At 66.5% G+C, this 21,018-nt stretch carries 20 protein-coding genes; 8 read left to right on the top strand and 12 right to left on the bottom strand.

Features of this window, described 5'->3' with window-relative positions; genetic code table 11:
- The first annotated feature begins 92 nt into the window (after positions 1–92).
- Positions 93–572 carry a hypothetical protein gene (locus tag D9X30_RS09230; RefSeq protein WP_153949497.1) on the top strand — a complete coding sequence of 160 codons (480 nt, stop codon included), beginning with the start codon at positions 93–95 and terminating at the stop codon, positions 570–572.
- Between the two features lie 60 nt (positions 573–632).
- Here the strand turns inward: D9X30_RS09230 and D9X30_RS09235 are convergent, their stop codons facing one another.
- A complete protein-coding gene (locus tag D9X30_RS09235) occupies positions 633–1,172 on the bottom strand; it encodes a malto-oligosyltrehalose synthase (RefSeq protein ID WP_153949498.1) in 540 nt (179 codons plus the stop codon).
- Between the two features lie 224 nt (positions 1,173–1,396).
- Between D9X30_RS09235 and D9X30_RS09240 the strand changes: the two genes are divergently transcribed.
- Positions 1,397–1,708: a hypothetical protein gene (locus D9X30_RS09240; protein ID WP_153949499.1), complete on the top strand. Its 312-nt coding sequence runs from the start codon at positions 1,397–1,399 to the stop codon at positions 1,706–1,708.
- 103 nt (positions 1,709–1,811) lie between these two features.
- On the opposite strand, the gene D9X30_RS09245 is transcribed toward D9X30_RS09240, so the two are convergent.
- From D9X30_RS09245 to D9X30_RS09265, 5 genes are all read right to left on the bottom strand, one after another.
- On the bottom strand, positions 1,812–2,669 hold the full coding sequence (locus D9X30_RS09245; RefSeq protein ID WP_153949500.1) for a BON domain-containing protein: 858 nt from the start codon (positions 2,667–2,669) through the stop codon (positions 1,812–1,814).
- 147 nt (positions 2,670–2,816) lie between these two features.
- Positions 2,817–4,190 carry an MFS transporter gene (locus D9X30_RS09250; protein ID WP_153949501.1) on the bottom strand — a complete coding sequence of 458 codons (1,374 nt, stop codon included), beginning with the start codon at positions 4,188–4,190 and terminating at the stop codon, positions 2,817–2,819.
- Positions 4,191–4,538: 348 nt separating this feature from the next.
- A complete protein-coding gene (locus D9X30_RS09255; protein WP_153949502.1) occupies positions 4,539–4,958 on the bottom strand; it encodes a short-chain fatty acid transporter in 420 nt (139 codons plus the stop codon).
- 101 nt (positions 4,959–5,059) lie between these two features.
- The gene (locus D9X30_RS09260; RefSeq protein ID WP_153949503.1) at positions 5,060–5,593 is read right to left on the bottom strand and encodes a winged helix-turn-helix transcriptional regulator; all 534 of its coding nucleotides are present in this window, start codon (positions 5,591–5,593) and stop codon (positions 5,060–5,062) included.
- A gap of 207 nt (positions 5,594–5,800) precedes the next feature.
- Positions 5,801–6,958, bottom strand: coding sequence for a porin (locus D9X30_RS09265; RefSeq protein WP_153949504.1), 1,158 nt, complete (start codon positions 6,956–6,958; stop codon positions 5,801–5,803).
- 287 nt (positions 6,959–7,245) lie between these two features.
- Between D9X30_RS09265 and D9X30_RS09270 the strand changes: the two genes are divergently transcribed.
- Entirely contained in the window at positions 7,246–8,127 is an 882-nt protein-coding gene (locus tag D9X30_RS09270; RefSeq protein WP_153949505.1) for a TetR/AcrR family transcriptional regulator, read from the top strand.
- Here D9X30_RS09270 and uvrA read toward each other — a convergent pair whose 3' ends face one another.
- Positions 8,128–14,007: an excinuclease ABC subunit UvrA gene (uvrA, locus tag D9X30_RS09275; protein ID WP_194946583.1), complete on the bottom strand. Its 5,880-nt coding sequence runs from the start codon at positions 14,005–14,007 to the stop codon at positions 8,128–8,130.
- A gap of 240 nt (positions 14,008–14,247) precedes the next feature.
- Between uvrA and D9X30_RS09280 the strand changes: the two genes are divergently transcribed.
- Together D9X30_RS09280 and D9X30_RS09285 are read left to right on the top strand one after the other, a co-directional pair.
- On the top strand, positions 14,248–14,508 hold the full coding sequence (locus D9X30_RS09280; RefSeq protein ID WP_153949507.1) for a type II toxin-antitoxin system RelE family toxin: 261 nt from the start codon (positions 14,248–14,250) through the stop codon (positions 14,506–14,508).
- Complete coding sequence (locus tag D9X30_RS09285) at positions 14,505–14,885, top strand: helix-turn-helix domain-containing protein (protein ID WP_153949508.1); 381 nt, start codon at positions 14,505–14,507, stop codon at positions 14,883–14,885. Before D9X30_RS09280 ends, D9X30_RS09285 begins: the two co-directional genes overlap by 4 nt.
- Before the next feature lie 15 nt (positions 14,886–14,900).
- Here the strand turns inward: D9X30_RS09285 and msrA are convergent, their stop codons facing one another.
- Positions 14,901–15,407: a peptide-methionine (S)-S-oxide reductase MsrA gene (gene msrA, locus D9X30_RS09290; RefSeq protein WP_092600811.1), complete on the bottom strand. Its 507-nt coding sequence runs from the start codon at positions 15,405–15,407 to the stop codon at positions 14,901–14,903.
- A gap of 69 nt (positions 15,408–15,476) precedes the next feature.
- Here msrA and D9X30_RS09295 point away from each other — a divergent pair, with 69 nt between their 5' ends.
- A complete protein-coding gene (locus D9X30_RS09295; protein ID WP_153949509.1) occupies positions 15,477–16,091 on the top strand; it encodes a uracil-DNA glycosylase family protein in 615 nt (204 codons plus the stop codon).
- A gap of 4 nt (positions 16,092–16,095) precedes the next feature.
- On the opposite strand, the gene D9X30_RS09300 is transcribed toward D9X30_RS09295, so the two are convergent.
- Positions 16,096–17,322: a cation:proton antiporter gene (locus D9X30_RS09300; protein ID WP_228771050.1), complete on the bottom strand. Its 1,227-nt coding sequence runs from the start codon at positions 17,320–17,322 to the stop codon at positions 16,096–16,098.
- Between the two features lie 86 nt (positions 17,323–17,408).
- Positions 17,409–17,879 (bottom strand): Lrp/AsnC family transcriptional regulator, encoded by a 471-nt coding sequence (locus D9X30_RS09305; protein ID WP_066739987.1) that lies wholly within the window; start codon positions 17,877–17,879, stop codon positions 17,409–17,411.
- 161 nt (positions 17,880–18,040) lie between these two features.
- On the opposite strand from D9X30_RS09305, the gene D9X30_RS09310 reads away from it, so the two are divergent.
- Complete coding sequence (locus tag D9X30_RS09310) at positions 18,041–18,976, top strand: DMT family transporter (protein WP_153949510.1); 936 nt, start codon at positions 18,041–18,043, stop codon at positions 18,974–18,976.
- Between the two features lie 45 nt (positions 18,977–19,021).
- On the opposite strand, the gene D9X30_RS09315 is transcribed toward D9X30_RS09310, so the two are convergent.
- Positions 19,022–19,492, bottom strand: coding sequence for an Lrp/AsnC family transcriptional regulator (locus D9X30_RS09315; RefSeq protein ID WP_066740198.1), 471 nt, complete (start codon positions 19,490–19,492; stop codon positions 19,022–19,024).
- A gap of 176 nt (positions 19,493–19,668) precedes the next feature.
- Here D9X30_RS09315 and D9X30_RS09320 point away from each other — a divergent pair, with 176 nt between their 5' ends.
- A complete protein-coding gene (locus D9X30_RS09320) occupies positions 19,669–19,959 on the top strand; it encodes an AsnC family transcriptional regulator (RefSeq protein ID WP_153949511.1) in 291 nt (96 codons plus the stop codon).
- Here D9X30_RS09320 and D9X30_RS09325 read toward each other — a convergent pair whose 3' ends face one another.
- Positions 19,960–20,892 (bottom strand): LysR family transcriptional regulator, encoded by a 933-nt coding sequence (locus tag D9X30_RS09325; protein WP_153949512.1) that lies wholly within the window; start codon positions 20,890–20,892, stop codon positions 19,960–19,962.
- Between the last annotated feature and the right edge of the window lie 126 nt (positions 20,893–21,018).

The following is a 21,018-nucleotide window of genomic DNA, read 5'->3' on the forward strand; positions in this document are numbered from 1 at the left end:
CCGATCTGTAAAAGATTAACCACACCGGCCATGCAATTCGGCCGTCCGCCAGCGCGCTTCACCTACAGTTAAAGCATCAACCGGAGACGTACATGGATGCACTGAACACCACGCTGGCGCGGCTTAGTCGTCACGCCATGCAGTGTGCAGAGGCGTTGTCCGCCGTGGCGGCCGCGGCATCGGACCCGCAGATTCGGGCCGTATTTGCCCATCGTGCCAATATGCAACGCTGTGCGTCGGCCGAACTCGGCGCGCGTGCCGCGGCGGCCGGCGATGGCAAGGACGGGAGTGCCGAAGCCCGCGCGCGCGATCCGCAGCATGTCGCGCCGCCCGCAGAATCGGGCGAATTGCCCCTGCTCCGGCATGCCGCCCAGCAGGCTGGCCGTGCCGCGGCAGCCTATGGCGAACTGCTGCGAGAGCCGCTTCCCGATCCGGAATTGCGCCTGCTGCTGGCGCATTACTATCGCGGTGCCACGGAACTGCAGCGGCTGCTGGAACAACGGGCGATGGAGTTCGCCCCGGCGCGCTCTCCGGGCGGGGGCGCGCGCCGCATGGTCCGGCCGGTGCCGTAGCAGCCGGTCCGTTGGATGCCGGTGCGGTGACCGCCAGGGGCGTTCCCGGCCCATCCCGGTTCAGGTGGAGCGCGGTGGCCCCTTGATGGCCGCCTGGCGGTGCGCGGTCAGTTCCTGCTGCGGCTGATAGGGCCGGATCACCAGCGCCACATAGTCCTCGTCGTCGGGATTCACCACCAGATAGACCAGTCCGGACATCACCAGGGCCACTTCCCCGAGATGCCCCGCGATGCGGGCCGCCACGAAGTACTGCAGCAGATTGGGCTCCACGGTCGCGTCGATGGCCCGGGCGGCCGTGCAGATCGTCATCATGCACTGCTCGGCGGCCCGGCACACCACCACCACTTCGTCGATGGCATACCCGGTATGCGCGGCGCGCACCATGACCGATACGCCTTCGCTGGTGTTGGCGCGGTGCCACCCCGGTTTGGCCCGGAAATCGGGCAGCGTCAGCTTGGCGCCCGCGTCGTGGGCTACCAGGTTGAACTGTTGGGCAAAGTCGTGCGGGCTGATGGCAAGCAGCTGTTTCTCGACGGGCGTCGAAGACACGGCCACGGAGGACGCCACGCTAAGCGTAGCCAGGACGCCGGTCAGGTTCATCGTTATCTCCCTCGCACGATGCTTGCCTTGTTTCAGCAATTGCCGTTCCAGCCTCTTCACAGGCAGTGCGGCCAACTGGTTCTGCGGCGGTCCCCTGACTCAATATAGGCGCAGGGCCCGCCGCACGCGAATCCATTACCGCCGCAGGCTGCAGCGCCCACATTGGCATGCAACTTGCCGCAGGTCCTGCATACCCGACCTGCAATACGACGACAGGAGTGACGATGAGCAAGACCACCCGACACGGCCGAGCGGACGCCGACAGCAAGAGCCGCAACCTGGAGGCCGCAGACCCGGAAGGCATCCCCAGCACGCTTGACCCCCGCCTGGACAGCGAAGCGACCGAAGACATCGAAAGGGAGCTCGGAGACGTATCGCGCGAGCGGCATGAGCCGGACGACGACGAGCTGCCCGAGGACGAAATTTTCGACGAAGTACGACGCGCCGCGGAGGAACTGCCGGCCGACACGCCGGTGGATCGCGCCGACCAGACCGACAAGCGGATGGAGAATCCGCCCAGCGGCAGCGACCTGTAGCACGCACGCCCACCGCCGCGCCATGCAAAAAGCCCCGGCAGTGCCGGGGCTCGCAGGCGGGTGGTCCGGATAAGCGCCGCGAATGTTCTGAATCTGTCGAGGACTATTCCGATGCCAGCGCGCCATACGGGCGCACATGGATCTGGTTGACCACATCCGACACGCCATACGTATCGTCGACCAGATCTTCGATCTCATACTTCATGCGCCGGTTGTCCACGGTGCCGGTCAGGGTGACCACACTGCCCGCCACCGCCACCGTCACGTCGCTCACGTCCAGCGTGGGCGCGTGCGTCAGGCGCTCGCAGACTTCTTCGCGGATGCGCTCGTCGGAGCGTGTGTAGTTCTTGGGGCCGGCCGGGCGGCGGCCATAGACCTCGGGGCCCCGTCCACGCACCGCCTGGCCCATGCGCGGACGCTGCCGGAAATTGCGGCCCGATTCGACGCCGTAGTCCTCGTAGCCCGAGCCCCGCTCGCTGTCGCGGCCACGTTCGTAGCCGCCTTCATAGCCGCTGCGCGTGCCGCGCCACCGCTCGTCGCGGCCCGGCATCTGCGCGTTCGACGTCCGGGTACCGGCGTCGTAACCGTCCTCATAGCCGCTGCTGTAGGCGCTGACGTAGCCTGGGCTATGGGGCGAACTTTCGTCGCGCGACTCATCGTACGTGGGCCGGCCGGGATAGTAGACGGTGGCGCCGCGTGAACGCCATCCGCCGCTCAGTTGTGCCGTGCGGCCCTGGCGCCAGGCGTCGCGGTTGCGCGGATCTTCGTCCCGCGGGCGGGCGTCGCGATCCTCATAGGCGTCATACGGATTGCGTTCGCCGGCGTTGCCATAGCGGCCTGCCGACAGATCGCGGCGTCGCCAGTGGCGATCGTCGCCAGGCACGTTGCCATAGCCCTCTTCATAGCCTCCGTACTGCTGATCGGGCCTGCGGCGACGGCCGTAGTCGTCTGATCGGTTCATTGCCATGCCTCCGTGAAGCTGGGGCGACGAACGCCCCCGATGATGGAGACCGGCAAGTTTCGTACCGGAGCGGAGCACCATGAAAAATGGCGCCGGAAGCACCGGCGCCATGCAGTTTCTACAAGGCCTGCGCGCAGGTCTTGCTGCCTAGGACGATTTGCGGGCGCTCTGCATGGCCGCGCTATCGGCACTCTGTGGCGTAACCAGCCGTAGCCCGCTGGCGACGGCTGCCGCTGCCGCGAAAGCGGCACCCAGGCTGAGCGCCAGCGTGGGCCCGTGTTCTCCGGCGATGCCGAATGACAAGGCCACCAACGCCGCGCCGGTGGCCTGGCCCAGCAGTCGCGCGGTGGCCACCACGCCGCTGGCGCCCCCTGCGCGCTCGCGCGGCGCGCTGGCCATCAGCGCCTTCAGGTTGGGCGACTGGAAAAAGCCGAATCCGGCACCGCAGATCGCCATGCGGATGCCGATATTGAGCACGCTGGCGTCGGCCGGCATCATCGCCAGCGACGCCATGCCCACCGCCATGACGGCCAGGCCGATGCCACCGAGCAGGCCCGGCGGATAGCGGTCGGACAAGCGGCCCGCAATGGGCGCCATCACGGCCACCACGGCGGACCAGGGCGTCAGCAGGAAGCCGGTCTCCACCGGATTGCGCCCCAGCACATGTTCGAAGTAGAACGGCAGCGACACGAACGCCAGGCCCTGCGCCGCAAAAGAGCAGACGGCGGTGGCCGTCGACAACGCGAACATCGGCCGCTTGAGCAGATCCACCGGCAGCATGGGCGCCGGATGCCCGCGCTCGCGGCGCAGCAGCAGCGCAAAGGCCACCACGAAGATGGCTGCGGCAGCCAGCACGTATTCCAACGGCTCGCGCTGCACGCCCTCGCCCAGCGCGAAGATCAGCGCGGCGAACGTGATGGCGTTCAGCACGGCCGCCACCGGATCGAAACCATGCTGGCTGCGCCTGGTCTGCGGCAGCGACGGCCAGGCAATGACCAGCGCCAGCAGCCCGATCGGCAGGTTGACGGCAAACAGCCATGGCCAGGGGCCGATCGACAGGATGACCGAGGCCACCGTCGGTCCCACCGCAAACGACACCCCCACGACCAGCGCGTTGAGCCCCACGCCCCGCCCAAGCCGGTGAATCGGAAAGATCGCACTGATCAGCGCCGTGTTGACGCTCATGATGGCCGCGGCGCCCACGCCCTGCAGCAGCCGGGCCGCCGCCAGGGACGGCAGCGACCAGGCCATCGCACAGACCACCGACGACAAGATGAACACCACCACGCCGCCCAGATAGATGCGTCGGTGCCCCACCACGCCGCCCAGCGCGGCAAACGGCAGCAGCGTGGCCACCATCGCCAGCTGGTAGGCGTTGATGATCCACACCGACGCGGCGGGCGTGCTGTTCAGGTCGGCCGCGATGTTCGGCAAGGCCGTATTGGCGATGGCCGTGTCCAGCGTGGCCAGCGACACGGCAATCATGATGGCGGCCATCCCGCGCTTTTCGCGGGCGGTCATCGGGCTGTCTGCAGGAGGAACGGCAGCGGCGACGGCCGGGCCTGCGGGGGCTGCTGCGTCGCTTTCGGCGGGCGGGGTGGCGGGGTTCTGCACGATATCGGTCCGGAGGGCGAGCGGGAACGGATGGGAAGCCGCGGCACAAATGACGTGGCAATCATTGCACCGTCAAGTATCGCAAGACGAGACGATACGACAAAACGCGCGCGCGTGCTGGCGGCGCTTTCAACCCCCGGGGGGCGCTGATGCCGCTTTCGGGGCGAACAAAGCAGATTGGCCCGGGTTCGTCGCCGAACACGGGCCAACATCATGCAAATCGTCGGGAATACGCCGAGGTAACGGGACGACCGCTCAGTGCGGCCCGTACTTCATCTGGACATCGTCCACGCGCAACGTGCGCATGTTGTAGAGGCACGTGTAGCGGAACGCCATGGCCTCTTCGCTGGCGTCGGGTTCGAACGTGCCTTCGCCGCTGATCGACGTCTGGTTGGTCGTTTGCTGCGCGATGCGTTCGCGATCCGGCATCATCATCACGCTGCCCGGCTGCGGGTAGCGCGTCTTGACCGCATCGGCCACCCGTTTTTCGCAGGCATTGCCGGCGGCGTCGAGCTGGGCGCGGCTGACACCGGTCTGCGGCGTGGTGATGGTGGTCGTCGGCTGTTGCGTCGTGCGCGGCGGCGTGGGCGGCGGCATTGGCGAACTGGCGCAGCCCGCCAGGATCATGGCCAGAACGGCTGTCGAAAACGGGTACAAAGTCGTGAAACGTGGCATCGGGTCTGTCCGGAGTCGGCGAAAAAACCGTCGGAAAACGGGGTGCTGATCCCTTGGACTCTATGCCAGAAATGCTCTCGGAGCAACCTGACGCGGCAATGTCAGGCGGCGGGCGCCTTGACTTTGGCCGGTGCCGGCGCGGTCATGTATGACGCCGCCGACGACAGGCGCTCGCGTGTGCGATCGTCCGCCGCCGGCCCTGCCCGCACGACGTGTCGCTTGCCCATCTGCAGCGGCTCGCCGTTGGCGGCATCCACCAGCAGGGGCTCGACGACCTTGCCGGTGTCGCGGTCGACAATCTGCACGCTGGCCCCTTCTGGCGCGAAATTGCGGTTGCCCCAGGCCAGCAGCGCCAGCAACACGGGCCGGAAATCGCGCCCGCAGTCGGTCAGCACATATTCGTAGCGGGGCGGCCGTTCCGAATACTGGCGCTTTTCGAGCAGGCCCTCCTCGACCAGGCCATTGAGCCGGCGCGTGAGCATGTTTGGCGCGATATCGAGGTTGCGCTGGAATTCGTCGAAGCGTTTCGTGCCATAGAACGCGTCGCGCAGAATCAGAATGCTCCACCACTCGCCCACGCGTTCGAGGCTGCGGGCGATCGGGCATTGCATGTTGCGGAAAGTCTTGCGTTGCATGTCGTTCCCGTTTGTCGGTGTATCGGCCCGATGATACCCACCTTTCGGCACGCATCGGCCAAAGCCCCGTCGGCACGGCCGACATCCAGGGCGGCCCCTAGCGAAAAAAGGCGCCCCGGCCATTGGCCGTGGCGCCGCAATGCCTGCGCGTCGTGGAGTCCGCGCGGGCCCCTCGCTTGCCTGGTATGAGCTGGGAACGGCTCCGGATCAGAAAATGTGCCGAACGCCCAGCGACACACCCAGTTGGCCGCTGGCATCGGGCGTCTTGTAATAGACCTGCGACGTCGAAGGCAGGTAGCCTACCGACTGGCCGTTCGGCAGGTACGAAATGTTGTCCCAGTTCAGCGACGCGTTACGCGCGTAGTTCACGGCGAAGAACACGTCGGTCCGCTTGGACAGGCTGTAGTCGGCCAGCGCCAGGTACTGCTGCGGGTTCTTGGGGTTGGTCGTCACGCCGCCGATGCGTGCGGACTTGATGTCGTCGTAGTAATAGGCCAGCGACAGGCGCAGCGCAGCGGTGGCGTCCCAGTTCACGCCCACCCAGTACATGTCGTCGCGGTGCGGCAGCAGGGTTGGCGTGCCGGTGGCCGGAGCCACCGAGTTGCCCCAACGGTAGCCGGCCACCATCTTGACTTGCCCCAGCCGATAGCTGGCGCCTAGCATCGCGCGCATGTCGCGACCATAGTCGTTCGACCCCGAAGTGCCGGCGGCCTGCGCGGCGTTGAGCGTCTTGACCTCGTCATAGGCCGCCGCGATGCCGAACGGGCCATTCGCATAAGACAGCCCCAGGCCATAGGCCGAGCCCGCGGCAAACGTGCCGCTGCGTTCACCGAACGACCAGTGCGCCATGGCCGTGAGCGGGCCGAACGTGCCCTGGTACTGCACCACGTTGTTTTCGCGGAAGTTCGGGCCGGCGATGCCCACCACCGGTTCGAATTCCGGTGCATATGCCAGCGGCGTGAAGCTGCCCATCGTCAGGAACGCCGAGGTGTACTGGCGCCCGAAAGTCACCTTGCCCCACTGGTTCTGCAGGCCCACGAACGCCTGGCGGCCGAACAGCAGCCCGCCGTTGCCCATCTTGCCGTCATCGGTGTTGAACTGGTTTTCCAGCACGAACAGGCTCTTCAGCCCACCGCCAAGCTCTTCGACGCCACGCAGGCCGAAACGCGACTGCGCGATGCCCGACGAATTCATGAACACGGCCGAACCGCTGCCCGGAGCCAGCACCCCGTTGCTGGTGTTCTGCACGTGGTTGACGTACTGGATGCTGGACGTGACAACGCCATAGAGCGTCACGGACGATTGGGCCCAGGCGGCGGGCGCGAGCAGCGCGCCGGCAAGCGCAGCGAACAGCGTCTTCTTCATTGTTTTACGGTTCCGAGTGTGGTGGCTGGTGGCGCCAGTGGTCTCCTCCGTCCAGCGCCCGGGTGCGATCGTCGCCAATCGCGTCACGTCAAATTAATCTCTCGTATTAAATTGACATGGACCGCAGGCTAACGGCATACGCACGTTCAGTTAGTTAGGACTTTCCCGGAGAGGTACAAAAATGAAGAAAATGCGACGCCAAATGGATGTCGGACATCGGATTTTTCCGTATCCTTGCGAGGCTTTCATTTTGATAACGACAAGCCAGCCAGCGACGCCACCACGCCATGAAGCTCAAGCAAGCGCGCGCCATGATCGCGGATGAGCAGCGCCCGCCCGCGCACGCCCCCCGCCGTACGCCAGGTCGCAAGGCCGCTGCCGCCGATGCCGACCGCCCGGCAGGCGTGCCCGACGCCAACAGCGCCCAAAGCGCCCCGGGGACTGACGCCGCCGCTACCGCCTCTGGCGCCCCGGACGGGCTGACCGATACCGCGCGGCGCATTCTTGAAATTGCCGAGCGCCTGTTTGCCGAACAGGGCGTGGAACAGGTGCCGCTACGCCAGATCGTGGTGGAAAGCGGCCAGCGCAACCGATCCGCCCTGCACTACCACTTCGGATCGCGCGAAGCCCTGGTCAGCCACCTGCTGAACCGGCGCCTGCACCAGGTCAACGAAATCCGCCACCGGCATCTGGACGAACTGGAAGGCCGCGGCCGGCCCATCGACATCCACGGCGTGGTGGAAGCCACCATCCGTCCGCTGGTCGAGGTGGTGCTGGATACCGACTGGGGCACCAACTACCTGCAGGTGCTGGCCCAGACTACCTTCAGCCCGGCCCTGCTCAACAAGGGGCTGGTCGACAAGACCGCCATGAGCGCGCTGTACCGGGTGCGCGAACACCTCTATGCGCTGCTGCCTGACGTGCCGCGCGACGTCATGAAGCTTCGCCTGATCTGGTTCATGGATACGGTGGTTTATTCGCTGGCCCACTGGGTGCGGGAACGCAGCAAGCGGGCCCGCAGCGGGCCGCCCGTGGAGGAATTGATCGATTTCTGCGCGGCGGCCCTGGCAGGTCCAAGGCCGCCGCCGGCCGGCACGTCCGGGGCATCCGTGGCAGCCCCGGGGCTGGCGACCTCCCCGAAGCCGCCGAGAGCGCCCCGGGCGCGCTGATCAGCCCGTGGCGCGGGCCGCGTCGGGCGCGGTACGGGCCAGCACCGGCACCAGTGCCGCGCCCGTGTGGCTGGCCTTGATGCGCGACAGCGTTTCGGGGTCTGCGGCCCCGACGATGGTGCCGCCATGGGCGCCACCCTCCGGCCCCAGGTCGATAATCCAGTCGGCCTCGGCAATCACGTCCAGGTCGTGCTCGATCACCACCACGCTGTGGCCGCCGTCCGTGAGCCGGTGCAGCACGCGGATCAGCCGCGCCACGTCGGCCATGTGCAGGCCCACGGTCGGCTCGTCCAGCACATAGAGCGTGTGGGGGGCCTTCTGGCCGCGCCGCGTGATGTCATCGCGCACCTTCGACAGCTCCGTCACCAGCTTGATCCGCTGCGCCTCGCCGCCAGACAGCGTCGGCGACGGCTGGCCCAGCGTCAGATAGCCCAGCCCGACGTCCTTCATCAGCTGCAGCGGATGGCCGATCTGCGTGATGGCCGCGAAGAACTCCACGGCCTCGTCGATCTCCATCGTCAGCACGTCACCGATGTTCTTGCCGCGCCACGTCACCGCCAGGGTTTCGGGGTTGAAACGCTGGCCATGGCACACGTCGCACGGCACCTTTACATCGGGCAGGAAGCTCATGCCGATGGTGCGCACGCCCTGCCCCTCGCAGGCGGGGCAGCGCCCGTCGCTGGTGTTGAACGAGAAACGCGATGCGCTGTAGCCGCGCGCCTTGGCTTCCAGCGTCTCGGCAAACAGCTTGCGAATCGCGTCCCAGACGCCGATATAGGTCGCCGGACAGGATCGCGGCGTCTTGCCGATCGGCGTCTGGTCCACTTCCAGCACGCGGTCGATCGATTCCCAGCCGCTGATGCCCGCGCAGCCGTGCCAGGCGTGCTCCACACTGAGCGCCTTCGTGGCCGTGGGCTTGCCGGCTTTTTCGGCTGCGGCACGAGCCCGGCGCGTGGCCGGCGACGACATCACCGAGCGCCCCACCGCATCCAGCAGATTGGTCATCAGCACGTCACGCGCCAGCGTGGACTTGCCCGAGCCCGACACGCCCGTGATGGCCACCAGCCGCCCCAGCGGAATCCGCGCGGTCACGTCACGCAGGTTATGCAGGTGCGCGCCCTCGACGGTCAGCCACTGGGCCGGCTCGGCTTCCTTGCCGGCACGCGCCGGCTTGACCGGCCTGCGCGGTTGCAGCGGGTGGATCATCGGATGCGCCAGGAACCGGCCCGTGGTGGAATCGGCAGCGGCCGACAGCGCGGCCACGCCGCCCTGCGCCACCAGATTACCGCCACGCTTGCCGGCCCCCGGGCCGATGTCGATGATGTGGTCGGCCCGGCGGATGGTGTCCTCGTCGTGCTCTACCACGACCAGCGTGTTGCCCTTGTCGCCGAGCTTGCGCAAGGCATCGAGCAGGATCTGGTTGTCGCGCGGATGCAGGCCGATGGTCGGCTCGTCCAGCACGTAGCACACGCCCTGCAGGTTGCTGCCGAGCTGGGCCGCCAGCCGGATACGCTGCGCCTCGCCGCCCGACAGGCTCGGCGCGGCACGGTCCAGGCTCAGGTAGCCAAGCCCCACCTCTTCCAGGAACTGCAGGCGGCTGGCGATCTCGGTCACCACATCGCGGGCGATCTCGGCATCGCGCCCTTTCAGGCGCAGGCCATCGACCCAGCTGCGGGTGTCGGACACCGTCCATTGCGCCACGTCGGTAATGGCATTCGCGTCGAACGTGACCGCCCGGGCCACAGGGTTCAGGCGCGTGCCGCCGCAGTCCGGGCATGGCGTATCGGCCACGCCTTCGGGTTCCTGTTCCTCGGACGGCAGACTCTGCTCGCGGCCCCGGTCGTCGCCGCCCAGCACGGTGTCATCGAACGCCGCGCGCTGTTCGCCCGTCAGCGCCAGACCCGTGCCGACACAGGTGCCGCACCAGCCGTGCTTGCTGTTGTACGAGAACATGCGCGGGTCCAGCTCCGGATAGCTGGTGCCGCAGACCGGACAGGCGCGCTTGGTCGAAAACACCCTGGTTTCGCCGACCTTGCCTGACCCCTTGCCGTCGTGCATGGCGTCGTGCAGCCCGTCCAGCGGTGCCAGCAAGTGCATCACGCCCTTGCCCAGTTCCAGCGTCTGATCCAGCAAGGCGCGCAGTGCGGCCTCGTTGTCTGGAGAAACGACGATGTCACCGACCGGCAGTTCGATCGTGTGCTCGCGGAAACGGTCCAGACGCGGCCAGGGATCGACCGGCAGGAATTCGCCATCCACTCGCAGATGCGTATTGCCGCGCGCCTTGGCCCACTTGGCCAGGTCGGTATAGACGCCCTTGCGGTTCACCACCAGCGGGGCCAGCAGGCCCACGTGCTGGCCGCGATAGTCGCGCAGCAGCTGGGCTGCGATCGATGCCGGGCTTTGCGATGTCACCGGCGCCCCGTCATGCACGCAATGCTGGATGCCCAGCTTGACGTAGAGCAGCCGCAGGAAGTGCCAGACTTCGGACGTCGTCGCCACGGTACTCTTGCGGCCGCCACGCGACAGCCGCTGCTCGATGGCCACCGTCGGCGGGATGCCATAGACCGCATCCACTTCCGGCCGCCCCGCCGGCTGCACGATAGACCGCGCATAGGCGTTCAGCGATTCCAGATAGCGGCGCTGCCCTTCGTGGAACAGGATGTCGAATGCCAGCGTGGACTTGCCCGAGCCCGACACGCCGGTAATCACGTTGAACTTGCCGTGCGGAATGTCGACGTTGAGCGCCTTCAGGTTGTGCTCGTGGGCATTGACGATGCGCACCACGCCCTCGCCTTCCACGGCGCGGCGCGCCCGGGCGGCCTGCACCGCGGCCTGCAGCGGCAAACCGTGCCTGGCCTGTTCCTCGCGCTCGGCGGCCAGCGTGCCCGATTCGCCCAGGGCCTTGTCATAGGCCAGCAGCGCATGGCCGGTATGCGAACTGGCGCAGCCCTTGACCATGTCGGGCGTGCCCACGCAGAGCACCTCGCCACCGGCGTCCCCGCCTTCGGGGCCCAGGTCGACAATCCAGTCGGAAGCACGGATCACGTCGAGGTTGTGCTCGATCACGATCAGCGAGTGGCCGCCATCCAGCAGCTTGCCGAACGCGCGCATCAGCTTGGCGATATCGTCGAAATGCAGCCCGGTGGTCGGTTCGTCGAACATGAACAGGCGCCTGGGCAGCACCACCGCCTTGCGGTTCTTCACCGGCTGCGCGGCCGCCGTTTCGGCCAGGAAGCCGGCCAGTTTCAGGCGCTGCGCCTCACCACCCGACAGCGTCGGCACCGGCTGGCCCAGCTTCACATATTCCAGGCCCACGTCGGCAATCGGCGCCAGCACGCGCAGTACGGCCGCATCGCCCTCGAACAGCGCCGTCGCCTCGCTGACGGTCAGTTCCAGCACGTCGGCCACGCTCAGCGTTCGCGGTGCCTGGCCGCGCGCGGCACGCTCGATCTTCACTTCGAGCACTTCGGCGCGATAGCGCGTGCCATCGCAGTCCGGGCAGCGCAGGTAGACATCGGAGAGGAACTGCATTTCCACGTGCTCGAAGCCCGAGCCGCCGCAGGTGGGGCACCGGCCGTCGCCCGAGTTGAAGCTGAACGTGCCGGCCGTGTAGCCGCGCTGCAGCGCCAGCGGCGCCTTGGCGAACAGCTTGCGGATCTCGTCGAACGCGCCCACGTAGCTGGCCGGGTTGGAACGCGCCGTCTTGCCGATGGGCGACTGGTCGACAAAGACCACGTCATCGACCAGATCGGCACCCACGAGGTCGCGGAATGCCCCGGGCGATTCGGTGGCCTTGCCGAAGTGGCGCGCCATGGCCGGATACAGCACATCCTGCAGCAGGGTGGATTTGCCCGAACCGGACACGCCCGTGACGCAGACCAGCCGGTTCAGCGGAATCTCGACCGTCACGTCCTTGAGGTTGTGCTCCGTGGCCCCTTCCAGCTTCAGGCGCGGCGTGGTGTCGTCCACGGGCCGCAGACGCCAGTCCGTGGCATCGGTCACGCGCCGGCGGCCGCCCAGGTAGTCGCCCGTCAGCGTCGGTTCCTTGCGGATGGTGTCCGGCGTGCCGTCGAAGATGATCGAGCCGCCGCGCTCGCCCGGGCCCGGCCCCATGTCGATCAGGCGGTCGGCCGCCAGCATTACCGACGGATCGTGTTCCACCACCACCAGCGTGTTGCCGGCATCGCGCAGGCGGTGCATGGCCTCGACGATGCGGTTCAGGTCGCGCGGATGCAGGCCGATGCTGGGCTCGTCCAGCACGAACAGCGTATTCACCAGCGACGTGCCCAGCGCGGTGGTCAGGTTGATCCGCTGTACCTCGCCGCCCGACAGCGTGCGGCTCTGGCGATCCAGCGTCAGATAGCCCAGGCCCACGTCGCACAGGTACTTCAGGCGCGTGCGGACTTCGGCCAGCAGCAGCTTGAGCGCATCGTCGAGCAAGGCGCTCGACAGCGTCAGGTCGTCGAAAAAGCGGCGGATGCGCGCAATCGGCATCAGCATCAGATCGTGGACGGTCAGACCCGGCAGGCTTTCCAGCTGGGCGCGGTTCCAGTCCACGCCCTTCGGCAGGAAGCGGCTGGCCGGCGCCAGCACGGCGTCGGCGTTGTCCTTGCTGCCCAGGCGCCACAGCAGCGCTTCGGTTTTCAGGCGCGCGCCGCAGCAGGTTTCGCACGGCGTGTAGCTGCGGTACTTCGACAGCAGCACGCGGATGTGCATCTTGTAGGCCTTCGACTCCAGGTAGTTGAAGAACCGCATCACGCCGTACCACTGCTTGTTCCACTGGCCATTCCAGTCAGGCGACCCGTGAATCACCCAGTGCTGCTCGGCCTCGCTGAGCTGGTTCCACGCCAGGTCGCGCGGAATGCCGGCCTTGGCCGCATACCGCATCAGGTCGTCCTGGCATTCCTTCCAGGCCGGCGTCTGCATCGGCTTGATCGCCCCGTCGCGCAGCGACTTGCGCCCGTCCGGAATCACCAGGCCCAGGTCCACGCCGATCACCCGCCCAAACCCACGGCAGGTCTCGCAAGCCCCGTAGGCGGAGTTGAACGAGAACAGCGCCGGCTGCGGGTCCGCATAGCGGATATCGCTCTCGGGGCTGTGCAGCCCCGTGGAGAACTTCCACACCGGGCCCTCGCCCTCGTCGGTCACCACATTGACGCTGACCCGGCCGCCGCCGCGCTTCAGCGATGCCTCGATGGCCTCGATGGCGCGCGCCTTTTCCACATTGCCAAGGCGGAAGCGGTCCGCCACCACATCGAGCACCTTGCGGTTGCCAGTTGGCGATTCGACGATGCGCTGCCCATGCACCCGCGTATAGCCGCTGACCGACAGCCATTGCGTCACTTCGTCCTCGGTGGCCGATTCGGGCAGTTCGACCGGAAAGGTCACCACCAGCCGGGCATCGGCAAACGGCTGGCCGGCTGCCGTGCGGGCCTGCAGTTCGGCGTAGATCGTCTCGGGCGAGTCATGGCGTACCGGCAGCGCGGTCTGCTTGTCGAACAGCTCGGCCGCACGGGCGTACAGCAGCTTCAGGTGGTCGTTGAGCTCGGTCATCGTGCCCACGGTCGACCGCGAGCTGCGCACCGGGTTGGTCTGGTCGATGGCAATGGCGGGCGGCACGCCGTCCACCTTGTCCACCTGCGGCCGGTCCATGCGGTCGAGAAACTGGCGCGCATAGGCGCTGAAGGTCTCCACGTAGCGGCGCTGGCCTTCGGCGTACAGCGTGTCGAACACCAGGCTCGACTTGCCCGACCCCGACGGCCCCGTCACCACGGTCATTTGCCCGGTGTGCAGGTCGAGATCAACGTTTTTGAGATTGTGCTGACGGGCGCCGCGAATGCGGATCGTACCGGAATCTGACAATTTCTTGCCTCGAATCAGTGAGTTGGATGCAGAATTTAACGTTCTTTGGAAGCTTTTCACTACGCCGCGCGGGCGCGGAAGTGCCCTAACTATACTGTATAAACGTACAGGCTTCCTGACAGCCAGCAGACAATTCTGATTTCGGAAGCCATGCATCCCAGCAGGCGAATCTTGCGCCAGAATGCCTACCCACGTTCAAGTCGCCCCCGAATTGAGCAAACATGGTTTGCATAATATTAGCAATGCGCTAACATCGGGATGCAGCACGAGATCGAGTTCACCAGGGAGGCGACACAGCAGCTGCTGTCGATGCCACGAAACGTAGCCCGCAACATCCGGGCTAAGGTAGGTCTGCTGGCAGCGGACCCTTATGCGCCAAACCAGAACGTGCGCAAGCTGATGGGCCGGGACGCCTTTCGGCTGCGCGTTGGCGACTGGCGGGTCTTGTACCGGATCGAAGCCGGGCAGCTTGTCGTCGTCGTGCTGACCGTCAAATCACGTGGGAGTGCATATCAATGACCGCGATACAGTTCATCCAGCGCGAAGGCAACCGCGAATATGCGATCGTTCCGATCGACCTCTGGGAGCGCGTCCAGCACCTGTTTGAAGCCATGGAAGATGTCCGGATCCACGACGCCGCCGTGGCCGCCGATGACGGCTTCCGGATTCCGGCTGCCGTGCTCGATGCGCTGCTGGCCGGCGACCACCCGATCAAGGCGTGGCGCGACCATCGCCGGCTGACCCAGGACGCGCTGGCCAGCACGGCCGGCGTCAGCAAGCCCTATCTGAGCCAGATCGAAAACCGCAAGCGCGACGGCAGCGTCGATGTGCTGCGCGCGCTGGCCACCGCGCTGGCGGTGCCGCTGGACTTGCTGGTCGAAGACCGGCCCGCCTGAGCCCGCCTGGCCCGGTTACCCGCGCTGCGGCAGCTTCCAGCCCGGACGAATGAAGTGACAGGTATAGCCGTTCGGAATCCGCTCCAGGTAGTCCTGATGCTCGGGTTCGGCCTCCCAGAACGGCCCGGCCGGGGCGATTTCCGTCACAACCTTGCCCGGCCACAAGCCAGACGCGTCAACGTCGGCCGCGGTCTGTTCGGCCACCTTCTTCTGTTCGTCGTCGAGGTAGAAGATCGCCGAACGGTAGCTGGTGCCGATATCGTTACCCTGGCGGTTCTTCGTCGTCGGGTCGTGGATCTGGAAGAAGAACTCAAGAATCTGGCGATAGCTGATCTGCTTCGGATCGAACACGATCTCGATGCCTTCGGCGTGCGTACCGTGATTGCGGTAGGTGGCGTTGGGCACATCGCCCCCGGTGTAGCCAACGCGCGTGGTCAGCACGCCCGGGTAGCGGCGCAGCAGGTCCTGCATGCCCCAGAAGCAGCCGCCGGCCAGGATCGCGGTTTCGGTTTGTGTGGTCATCGTGATATTCCATCGCAATACATCGAGCCTCGTAATATACGCAACCCCCACGAAACGCGCTGACCAGCCATGAAGTCTCCACCACACGCACACGGTGTCATCCAGACGCTGCGGCGCGAGATCGCCGCCTGCACCCACTGCGCCGCCGCCCTGCCCGCCGGGCCGCGCCCCGTGGTGCAGTTCAGCGGCACGTCGCGGATCGTGGTGATCGGCCAGGCGCCGGGTTCGCGGGTGCATGCCAGCGGCGTGCCGTTCGATGACCCGAGCGGCGACCGGCTGCGGGCGTGGATGGGCGTGACAAAGGAAGAGTTCTACGACGCCGCGCGCGTCGCCATCATGCCGATGGGGTTTTGCTACCCCGGCAAGGGCAAGAGCGGTGACCTGCCGCCCCGGCGCGAATGCGCGCCGCTGTGGCATCAGCGCGTGCTGGCCTGCCTGCCCGACGACCGCCTGACCCTGCTGGTCGGCACCTATGCCCAGGCCGCCTATCTGCCGAAGCAGCCGGCGATGCCAAAGCGGTCGATGACCGAACTGGTAGCCGATTACCTAAATTTCGGTCCGAATGTGTTTCCGCTGCCCCATCCATCGTGGCGCGTGGTGGCCTGGATGCGCCAGCACCCGTGGTTCGAGTCGGCGCTATTGCCCGCGCTGCAGGCCGCCGTGCGGGCGCGGTTGTCGGGCTGAGGTATCAGTCGTCGCGCATCCGCAGGGCGGCGAGCGTAAACGGCTTGGCCAGTACCGTGGTGGCCAGCGCCATCAGCAGCAGGCCAGAGAACGCCGGCGTGCTGATCAACCGGTTTTCCAGCAGGATGGCCAGCACCACCACTTCCATCAGTCCCTTGGTCTGCGCCAGTGCGCCGGCGGCCCAGGCATCGCGCCGGCCCAGACCGGCCCATCGCGCCGGCAGCGCAGTGCCCACCATCTTGCCGGCCACGGCCACCACCGTCGTCACGGCAAAGACGATCAGCGCATCGGTCCCTGCCGTATTGAGGTCGGTCCGCAGTCCGGTCATCAGGAAAAAGAACGGCATCAACACCACCACGGTGGTGGGCTCCAGTTGCTTGCCGATATCGGCGGCCAATTGGCGCGGCAGCACCACGCCGGCCAGGAACCCGCCCAGGATGTAATGCAGGCCGATCTGTTCCGAGATACAGGCCGATGCAAAGATCAGCACCACCACCGCCGCCAGCCGCGCATCATGCCCGCGCATGGCGGGCAGCCATCGCGCCAGCAACGGCCGCACCAGCACGGACATCACGGCCAGATAGATGGCGCCGCCGATCGCCAGCTTCAGCGGCTGCGCGGCGGCCTGGCCGGTGCTGGCCAGGATGCATGACAGCACGATCCAGATCGCCGCATCGCTGAATGCCGAACAGGCCAGCGCGAGGCGTCCGGCCGTGGAATCGGTCAGCTTCATTTCGCGCAGGATGGCGCCGAGCACCGGCAACGCCGTGACCGCCATGGATACCCCCACGGCAATGGCGAATTGCCAGCGGGTGGCCGCCTCGCCCGCCAGCGTCGGGCGCCAGGCGCCGAGCACATAACCGGCGCCCACCCCCAGTACAAATGGCAGCGCGACGCAGCCCGGCGCGGCCCACAGGGCGATACGGCGCAGGCCCCGGGCCTCCGGGCCGCCGACGTGCAGACCGGACAGGAATGCAAACAGCACCACCGCCAGCCATTGCAGCCCCGACAGCGCAGTGAGCTTCTGCGCGCCGAACAGCGCGTGCCAGTTGTCCGGCCAGAGCGCACCCAGCACCGACGGCCCGAGCACGATGCCACCAGCAATCTGCATCACGACCAGGGGCACGATGCCGCCCATGCGCAGGCCGCGCCACAACACCAGCGGCACGCCGACGACCAGGCAAGCCTGGACGAAGAAAATGGAAGCGGGGTTCAGCGCGGACGGATTCATGGGGCGTCTTGGGGTATGGCTTGATGCGTGGGGGGCGGCTGCCCGCTGGCGAAGCCGCGATGATACGGCAGTGCCGAGAACCGCCCTCAACCGAGCGGCAGTGCGGTGCTGTAAAGCACCTGTTTCAGGGCAAAGCTCGACCGGATGCTGGCCACGCCCGGAATGCGCGTGATCTGGTCGATGATCAGCCGCTCCAGCGCCTCCACGTCGGGCACCACCACGCGCAGCAGGTAATCGGCATCGCCCGACATCAGGTAGCACTCCATCACCTGCGGCAGCGCGCCGATCTTGCGCTCGAACGTATCGAGTGTCTCGCGTCGCTGTTTGTCCAGTGACACGGAGATGAACACCACCACCTTCAGGCCCAGCCGCCGGGCGTCGAGCAGCGTCACGCGGCGCGAGATCACGCCGATCTTTTCCAGGCGCTTCACGCGTGCCAGGCATGGCGATGGCGACAGATTGATGCGGCTGGCCAGTTCCACATTGGTCAGGCTGCCGTCACGCTGCAATTCCCCCAGGATACGAATGTCAGTGGCGTCCAGATCGATGTCCAGCATGTTCGGCTTCCATAGTCATGTTTGCCGGCATTCTATGCTGTAACGGGCCGCGATGACAAAGTGATCCGGCCGATGCTGCGGTGCAATGAATCGTAGACTTTTGGAAATTCGGCGAGTCATTCCGGCGACTCCCCGGCCCGCTCCGACCCCCATACGATTTCATGTCCGCCATTGCCCCCGCCGGCAGCGCCCGCTCCGCCGCCTTCAAGTCATTTCTGCCGTTGATCGGCGCCGTCATCATTTGGGGCGGCAACTGGCCCGTGATGAAATTCGGGCTGTCGCACGTCAGCCCGTTGTGGTTTGCCGCGCTGCGCTTCGGCTCGGCGGCGCTGATCAGCTTCGTCGTACTGGGCGCGCTCAAACGGCTGCGCCTGCCGTCGCGCCAGGAATGGCCGCTGGTGTTCAGTGTCGGCCTGCTGCAGATGGCCGCCTTTACGGCGCTGGCCCTGTGGGCGCTGCAATATGTGGCGCCGGGACGCGCCTCGGTGGTGGCCTACGCCACGGCAATCTGGGTGATTCCGCTGTCGTCGCTGGTGCTGGGCGAACGGCCGTCGCGCTGGCAATGGCTGGCTACCGGCTTCAGCTACGCCGGCATCGCCGTGATCGTCGCCCCGGCGCTGGGCGGCTGGGAACTGCACACGGTCATGGGCCTGACGATGCTGCTCGGGGCGTCGCTGGCGTGGTCGGTCAGCATCATCCACCTGCGGGCCCACCGGCATGTGCGGCTCGGTGCCGAGATGATTCCGTGGGAATGCGCGGTGGCGACGGTGCCGCTGGTGCTGCTGGCCGTGTTGCGGGACGGTGCGCCCGACCTGGCCGCCATGGGTGAAATCTGGCCCGCCGTGCTGTACACCGGCCCGCTGGCCACGGCCCTGACGTTTATCGTGGTGCTCAACGTCACCCAGTCGCTGCCGCCGGCAGCCACGTCCATCGCCATGCTGGGCGTGCCGCTGCTCGGGCTGGTGCTGTCCGCCGTGGCCTGGCACGAGCGGATTTCGGCCGATCTGTCGATTGGCCTCGGACTGATCGCGCTGGGCGTGGTGACCACGGCGCTGGCACCCCGGCTGGGCCGCCTGGCGTCGCGCGGATCGCTCTGATCTCGCGGATCTCGCGGATCTCGCGGATCTCGCCGATCGCGCTGCTCAGGGCTCGACCGAAAGCTCGCGCTTCAGCGTACGCAGCACGAACGTGGAATGGCTGTGCCGCAGGCCCGGCAGCTTGTAGAGCTTGTGGCGCAGGAATTCCTCATAGCCCTCGGTTCCAGCCACGGCCACCTTGATCAGGTAGTCGTACTCGCCCGTCAGCAGATGGGCCTCCAGCACTTCTGGCAATTCGGCCAGCGCCTCGCCAAAGCGGTGCAGCATATCGTCGTCGTGACGGTCCAGCGTGACCTCGATCAGCACGGTATCGGGCAGCCCCAGCGCCTTCTGGTTCAGCAGCGCCGCGTACCCGCCGATCACCCCCGCGTCCTCCAGCGCCTTCACCCGGTTCCAGCAGGGCGTGGCGGACAACCCCACCCGCTCGGCCAGCTTGGCGTTGGAGATCCGCCCATCGCGGCGCAGTTCACGCAGGATGCGGCGGTCGATGTCGTCGAGTTTGGGAACGTTCGTCACGGCAATCCGAAGATATAGGATGAATCTGCCGTAATTTTACTTCATAGCGGCAGATTCTTCTTCATTCCTGGGAAGATCAAGGAAATTTCAGAAGCCAATTTTGCGGCATGACTGGTAAATTTACCGGACTCCTTGCGAATCACATCGCATCCTGCAATGCCCACCCGGAACCCGCCATGCCTGCCCTTGATCTTGCCCTGCGACTCGACCGCTCCGCGCTGAGCGACACCTTCGGCAGTCTGGAATGGGTGCTGGCCAATGCCCGTCGCACCGGGCTATCGCTTCAGCAGATGTCGTTCGATGCCGGCCGCGCCAACGTCGCGCGCCTGGTCTGCCAGGCCGATACGGTCGAATTGCTGGAGCTGTTCGTGCGGCGCGTGGCCCATGGCGTGGACATGGAAATCGTTGACGCCGCGTTCACGGGCGAACAGGAAACCCTGGACGAACCCGAGGCGCTGGCGGCCTGATTACGCTGGGCGCGGGATGTCTTCGAGCAGTTCGATGCCATCCAGTTCCGCCGCACAGGTCTCGCGCACGATCGATACGAAGTCGTCCACATACGGCCGATCGGCCATGGCCGACGGCAGCACCGCATAGAGTTCGCTCCACAGCCCCTTGGGCCCGATGCGCTTGGCCAGCACGTAGTCGTGGTCGACGTAATTCTTGACGCCCCAGTTGGGCAGCGCCGCCACGCCGCGCCGGCTGGCCACCAGCTGCAGCACCGCCACGGTCAGTTCGGCCGTGCGCCGTTCAAGCTGGATGCCGGCCGGCTCCAGCACTTCGCGGATCAGGTCGATCCGCTGCTCCGGCACCGGGTAGGTAATCAGCGTTTCGCCAGCCAGGTCTGCCGCCTCGATGCGCCGCTTGTTGCGCAGACGGTGTTCGTTGGCCATCACCGCCAGGATCTCGAAGCGGAACAGCGGGGCCACGGTCAGCCCGCGCCGGGCCGGCGGCTTCGATCCGATCACCATATCGGCCTTGCCTTGCGCCAGCAGCCCCAACGGATCGGCGTGGAAACCGGCCACGAGGTCGATTTCCACCTCCGGCCAACGGCGCCGGAATTCGTCCATGACGGGCATCAGCCAGTCAAAGCAGGTATGGCATTCCAGCACCACGCGCAATTCACCGCGGGTATCGCTCTTCAGGCGTAGCAGGTCGCGCTCGGCGGCGCTGATAGCCGCGAGCGCTTCGCGCGCCAGCGTCAGCAGCCGCTCCCCGGCCGGCGTAAAACGCAGGCCCTGGCGCGTGCGATCGAACAGCGCCATGCCGTAGTGCGCCTCGATGGCCTTGATCTGATGGGAGAGCGCCGACTGGCTCACGTGCACCCGCTCGGCCGCCGTTGCCAGCTTGCCCGAGTCCGCAATCGCCACCAGCGACCGGAAATGGCGGACTTCAATCATCGCGGCCCATTCCCGGCAGTCGAACCAGTGAGTTGAATGAAATTCATACTTTGTTTAAAACATCTCGCTTGATTCATTCTAGCCGGGAACTGACACTGTGCGCCAGATCAGACATCACTGGAGCAC

The organism is Cupriavidus sp. U2, assembly GCF_009663685.2.
GTDB lineage: Bacteria > Pseudomonadota > Gammaproteobacteria > Burkholderiales > Burkholderiaceae > Cupriavidus > Cupriavidus necator_C.

Bases quoted from the DNA above. Each gene is read 5' to 3' on its own strand.
- D9X30_RS09325 (WP_153949512.1), bottom strand. From the start codon at position 20,892: ATGATTGAAGTCCGCCATTTCCGGTCGCTGGTGGCGATTGCGGACTCG.
- D9X30_RS09240 (WP_153949499.1), top strand. From the start codon at position 1,397: ATGAGCAAGACCACCCGACACGGCCGAGCGGACGCCGACAGCAAGAGC.
- D9X30_RS09285 (WP_153949508.1), top strand. From the start codon at position 14,505: ATGACCGCGATACAGTTCATCCAGCGCGAAGGCAACCGCGAATATGCG.
- D9X30_RS09310 (WP_153949510.1), top strand. From the start codon at position 18,041: ATGTCCGCCATTGCCCCCGCCGGCAGCGCCCGCTCCGCCGCCTTCAAG.
- D9X30_RS09235 (WP_153949498.1), bottom strand. From the start codon at position 1,172: ATGAACCTGACCGGCGTCCTGGCTACGCTTAGCGTGGCGTCCTCCGTG.
- D9X30_RS09245 (WP_153949500.1), bottom strand. From the start codon at position 2,669: ATGAACCGATCAGACGACTACGGCCGTCGCCGCAGGCCCGATCAGCAG.
- D9X30_RS09250 (WP_153949501.1), bottom strand. From the start codon at position 4,190: ATGACCGCCCGCGAAAAGCGCGGGATGGCCGCCATCATGATTGCCGTG.
- D9X30_RS09230 (WP_153949497.1), top strand. From the start codon at position 93: ATGGATGCACTGAACACCACGCTGGCGCGGCTTAGTCGTCACGCCATG.
- D9X30_RS09260 (WP_153949503.1), bottom strand. From the start codon at position 5,593: ATGCAACGCAAGACTTTCCGCAACATGCAATGCCCGATCGCCCGCAGC.
- D9X30_RS09320 (WP_153949511.1), top strand. From the start codon at position 19,669: ATGCCTGCCCTTGATCTTGCCCTGCGACTCGACCGCTCCGCGCTGAGC.
- D9X30_RS09270 (WP_153949505.1), top strand. From the start codon at position 7,246: ATGAAGCTCAAGCAAGCGCGCGCCATGATCGCGGATGAGCAGCGCCCG.
- D9X30_RS09295 (WP_153949509.1), top strand. From the start codon at position 15,477: ATGAAGTCTCCACCACACGCACACGGTGTCATCCAGACGCTGCGGCGC.
- D9X30_RS09300 (WP_228771050.1), bottom strand. From the start codon at position 17,322: ATGAATCCGTCCGCGCTGAACCCCGCTTCCATTTTCTTCGTCCAGGCT.
- D9X30_RS09255 (WP_153949502.1), bottom strand. From the start codon at position 4,958: ATGCCACGTTTCACGACTTTGTACCCGTTTTCGACAGCCGTTCTGGCC.
- D9X30_RS09280 (WP_153949507.1), top strand. From the start codon at position 14,248: ATGCAGCACGAGATCGAGTTCACCAGGGAGGCGACACAGCAGCTGCTG.
- D9X30_RS09265 (WP_153949504.1), bottom strand. From the start codon at position 6,958: ATGAAGAAGACGCTGTTCGCTGCGCTTGCCGGCGCGCTGCTCGCGCCC.
- msrA (WP_092600811.1), bottom strand. From the start codon at position 15,407: ATGACCACACAAACCGAAACCGCGATCCTGGCCGGCGGCTGCTTCTGG.
- D9X30_RS09305 (WP_066739987.1), bottom strand. From the start codon at position 17,879: ATGCTGGACATCGATCTGGACGCCACTGACATTCGTATCCTGGGGGAA.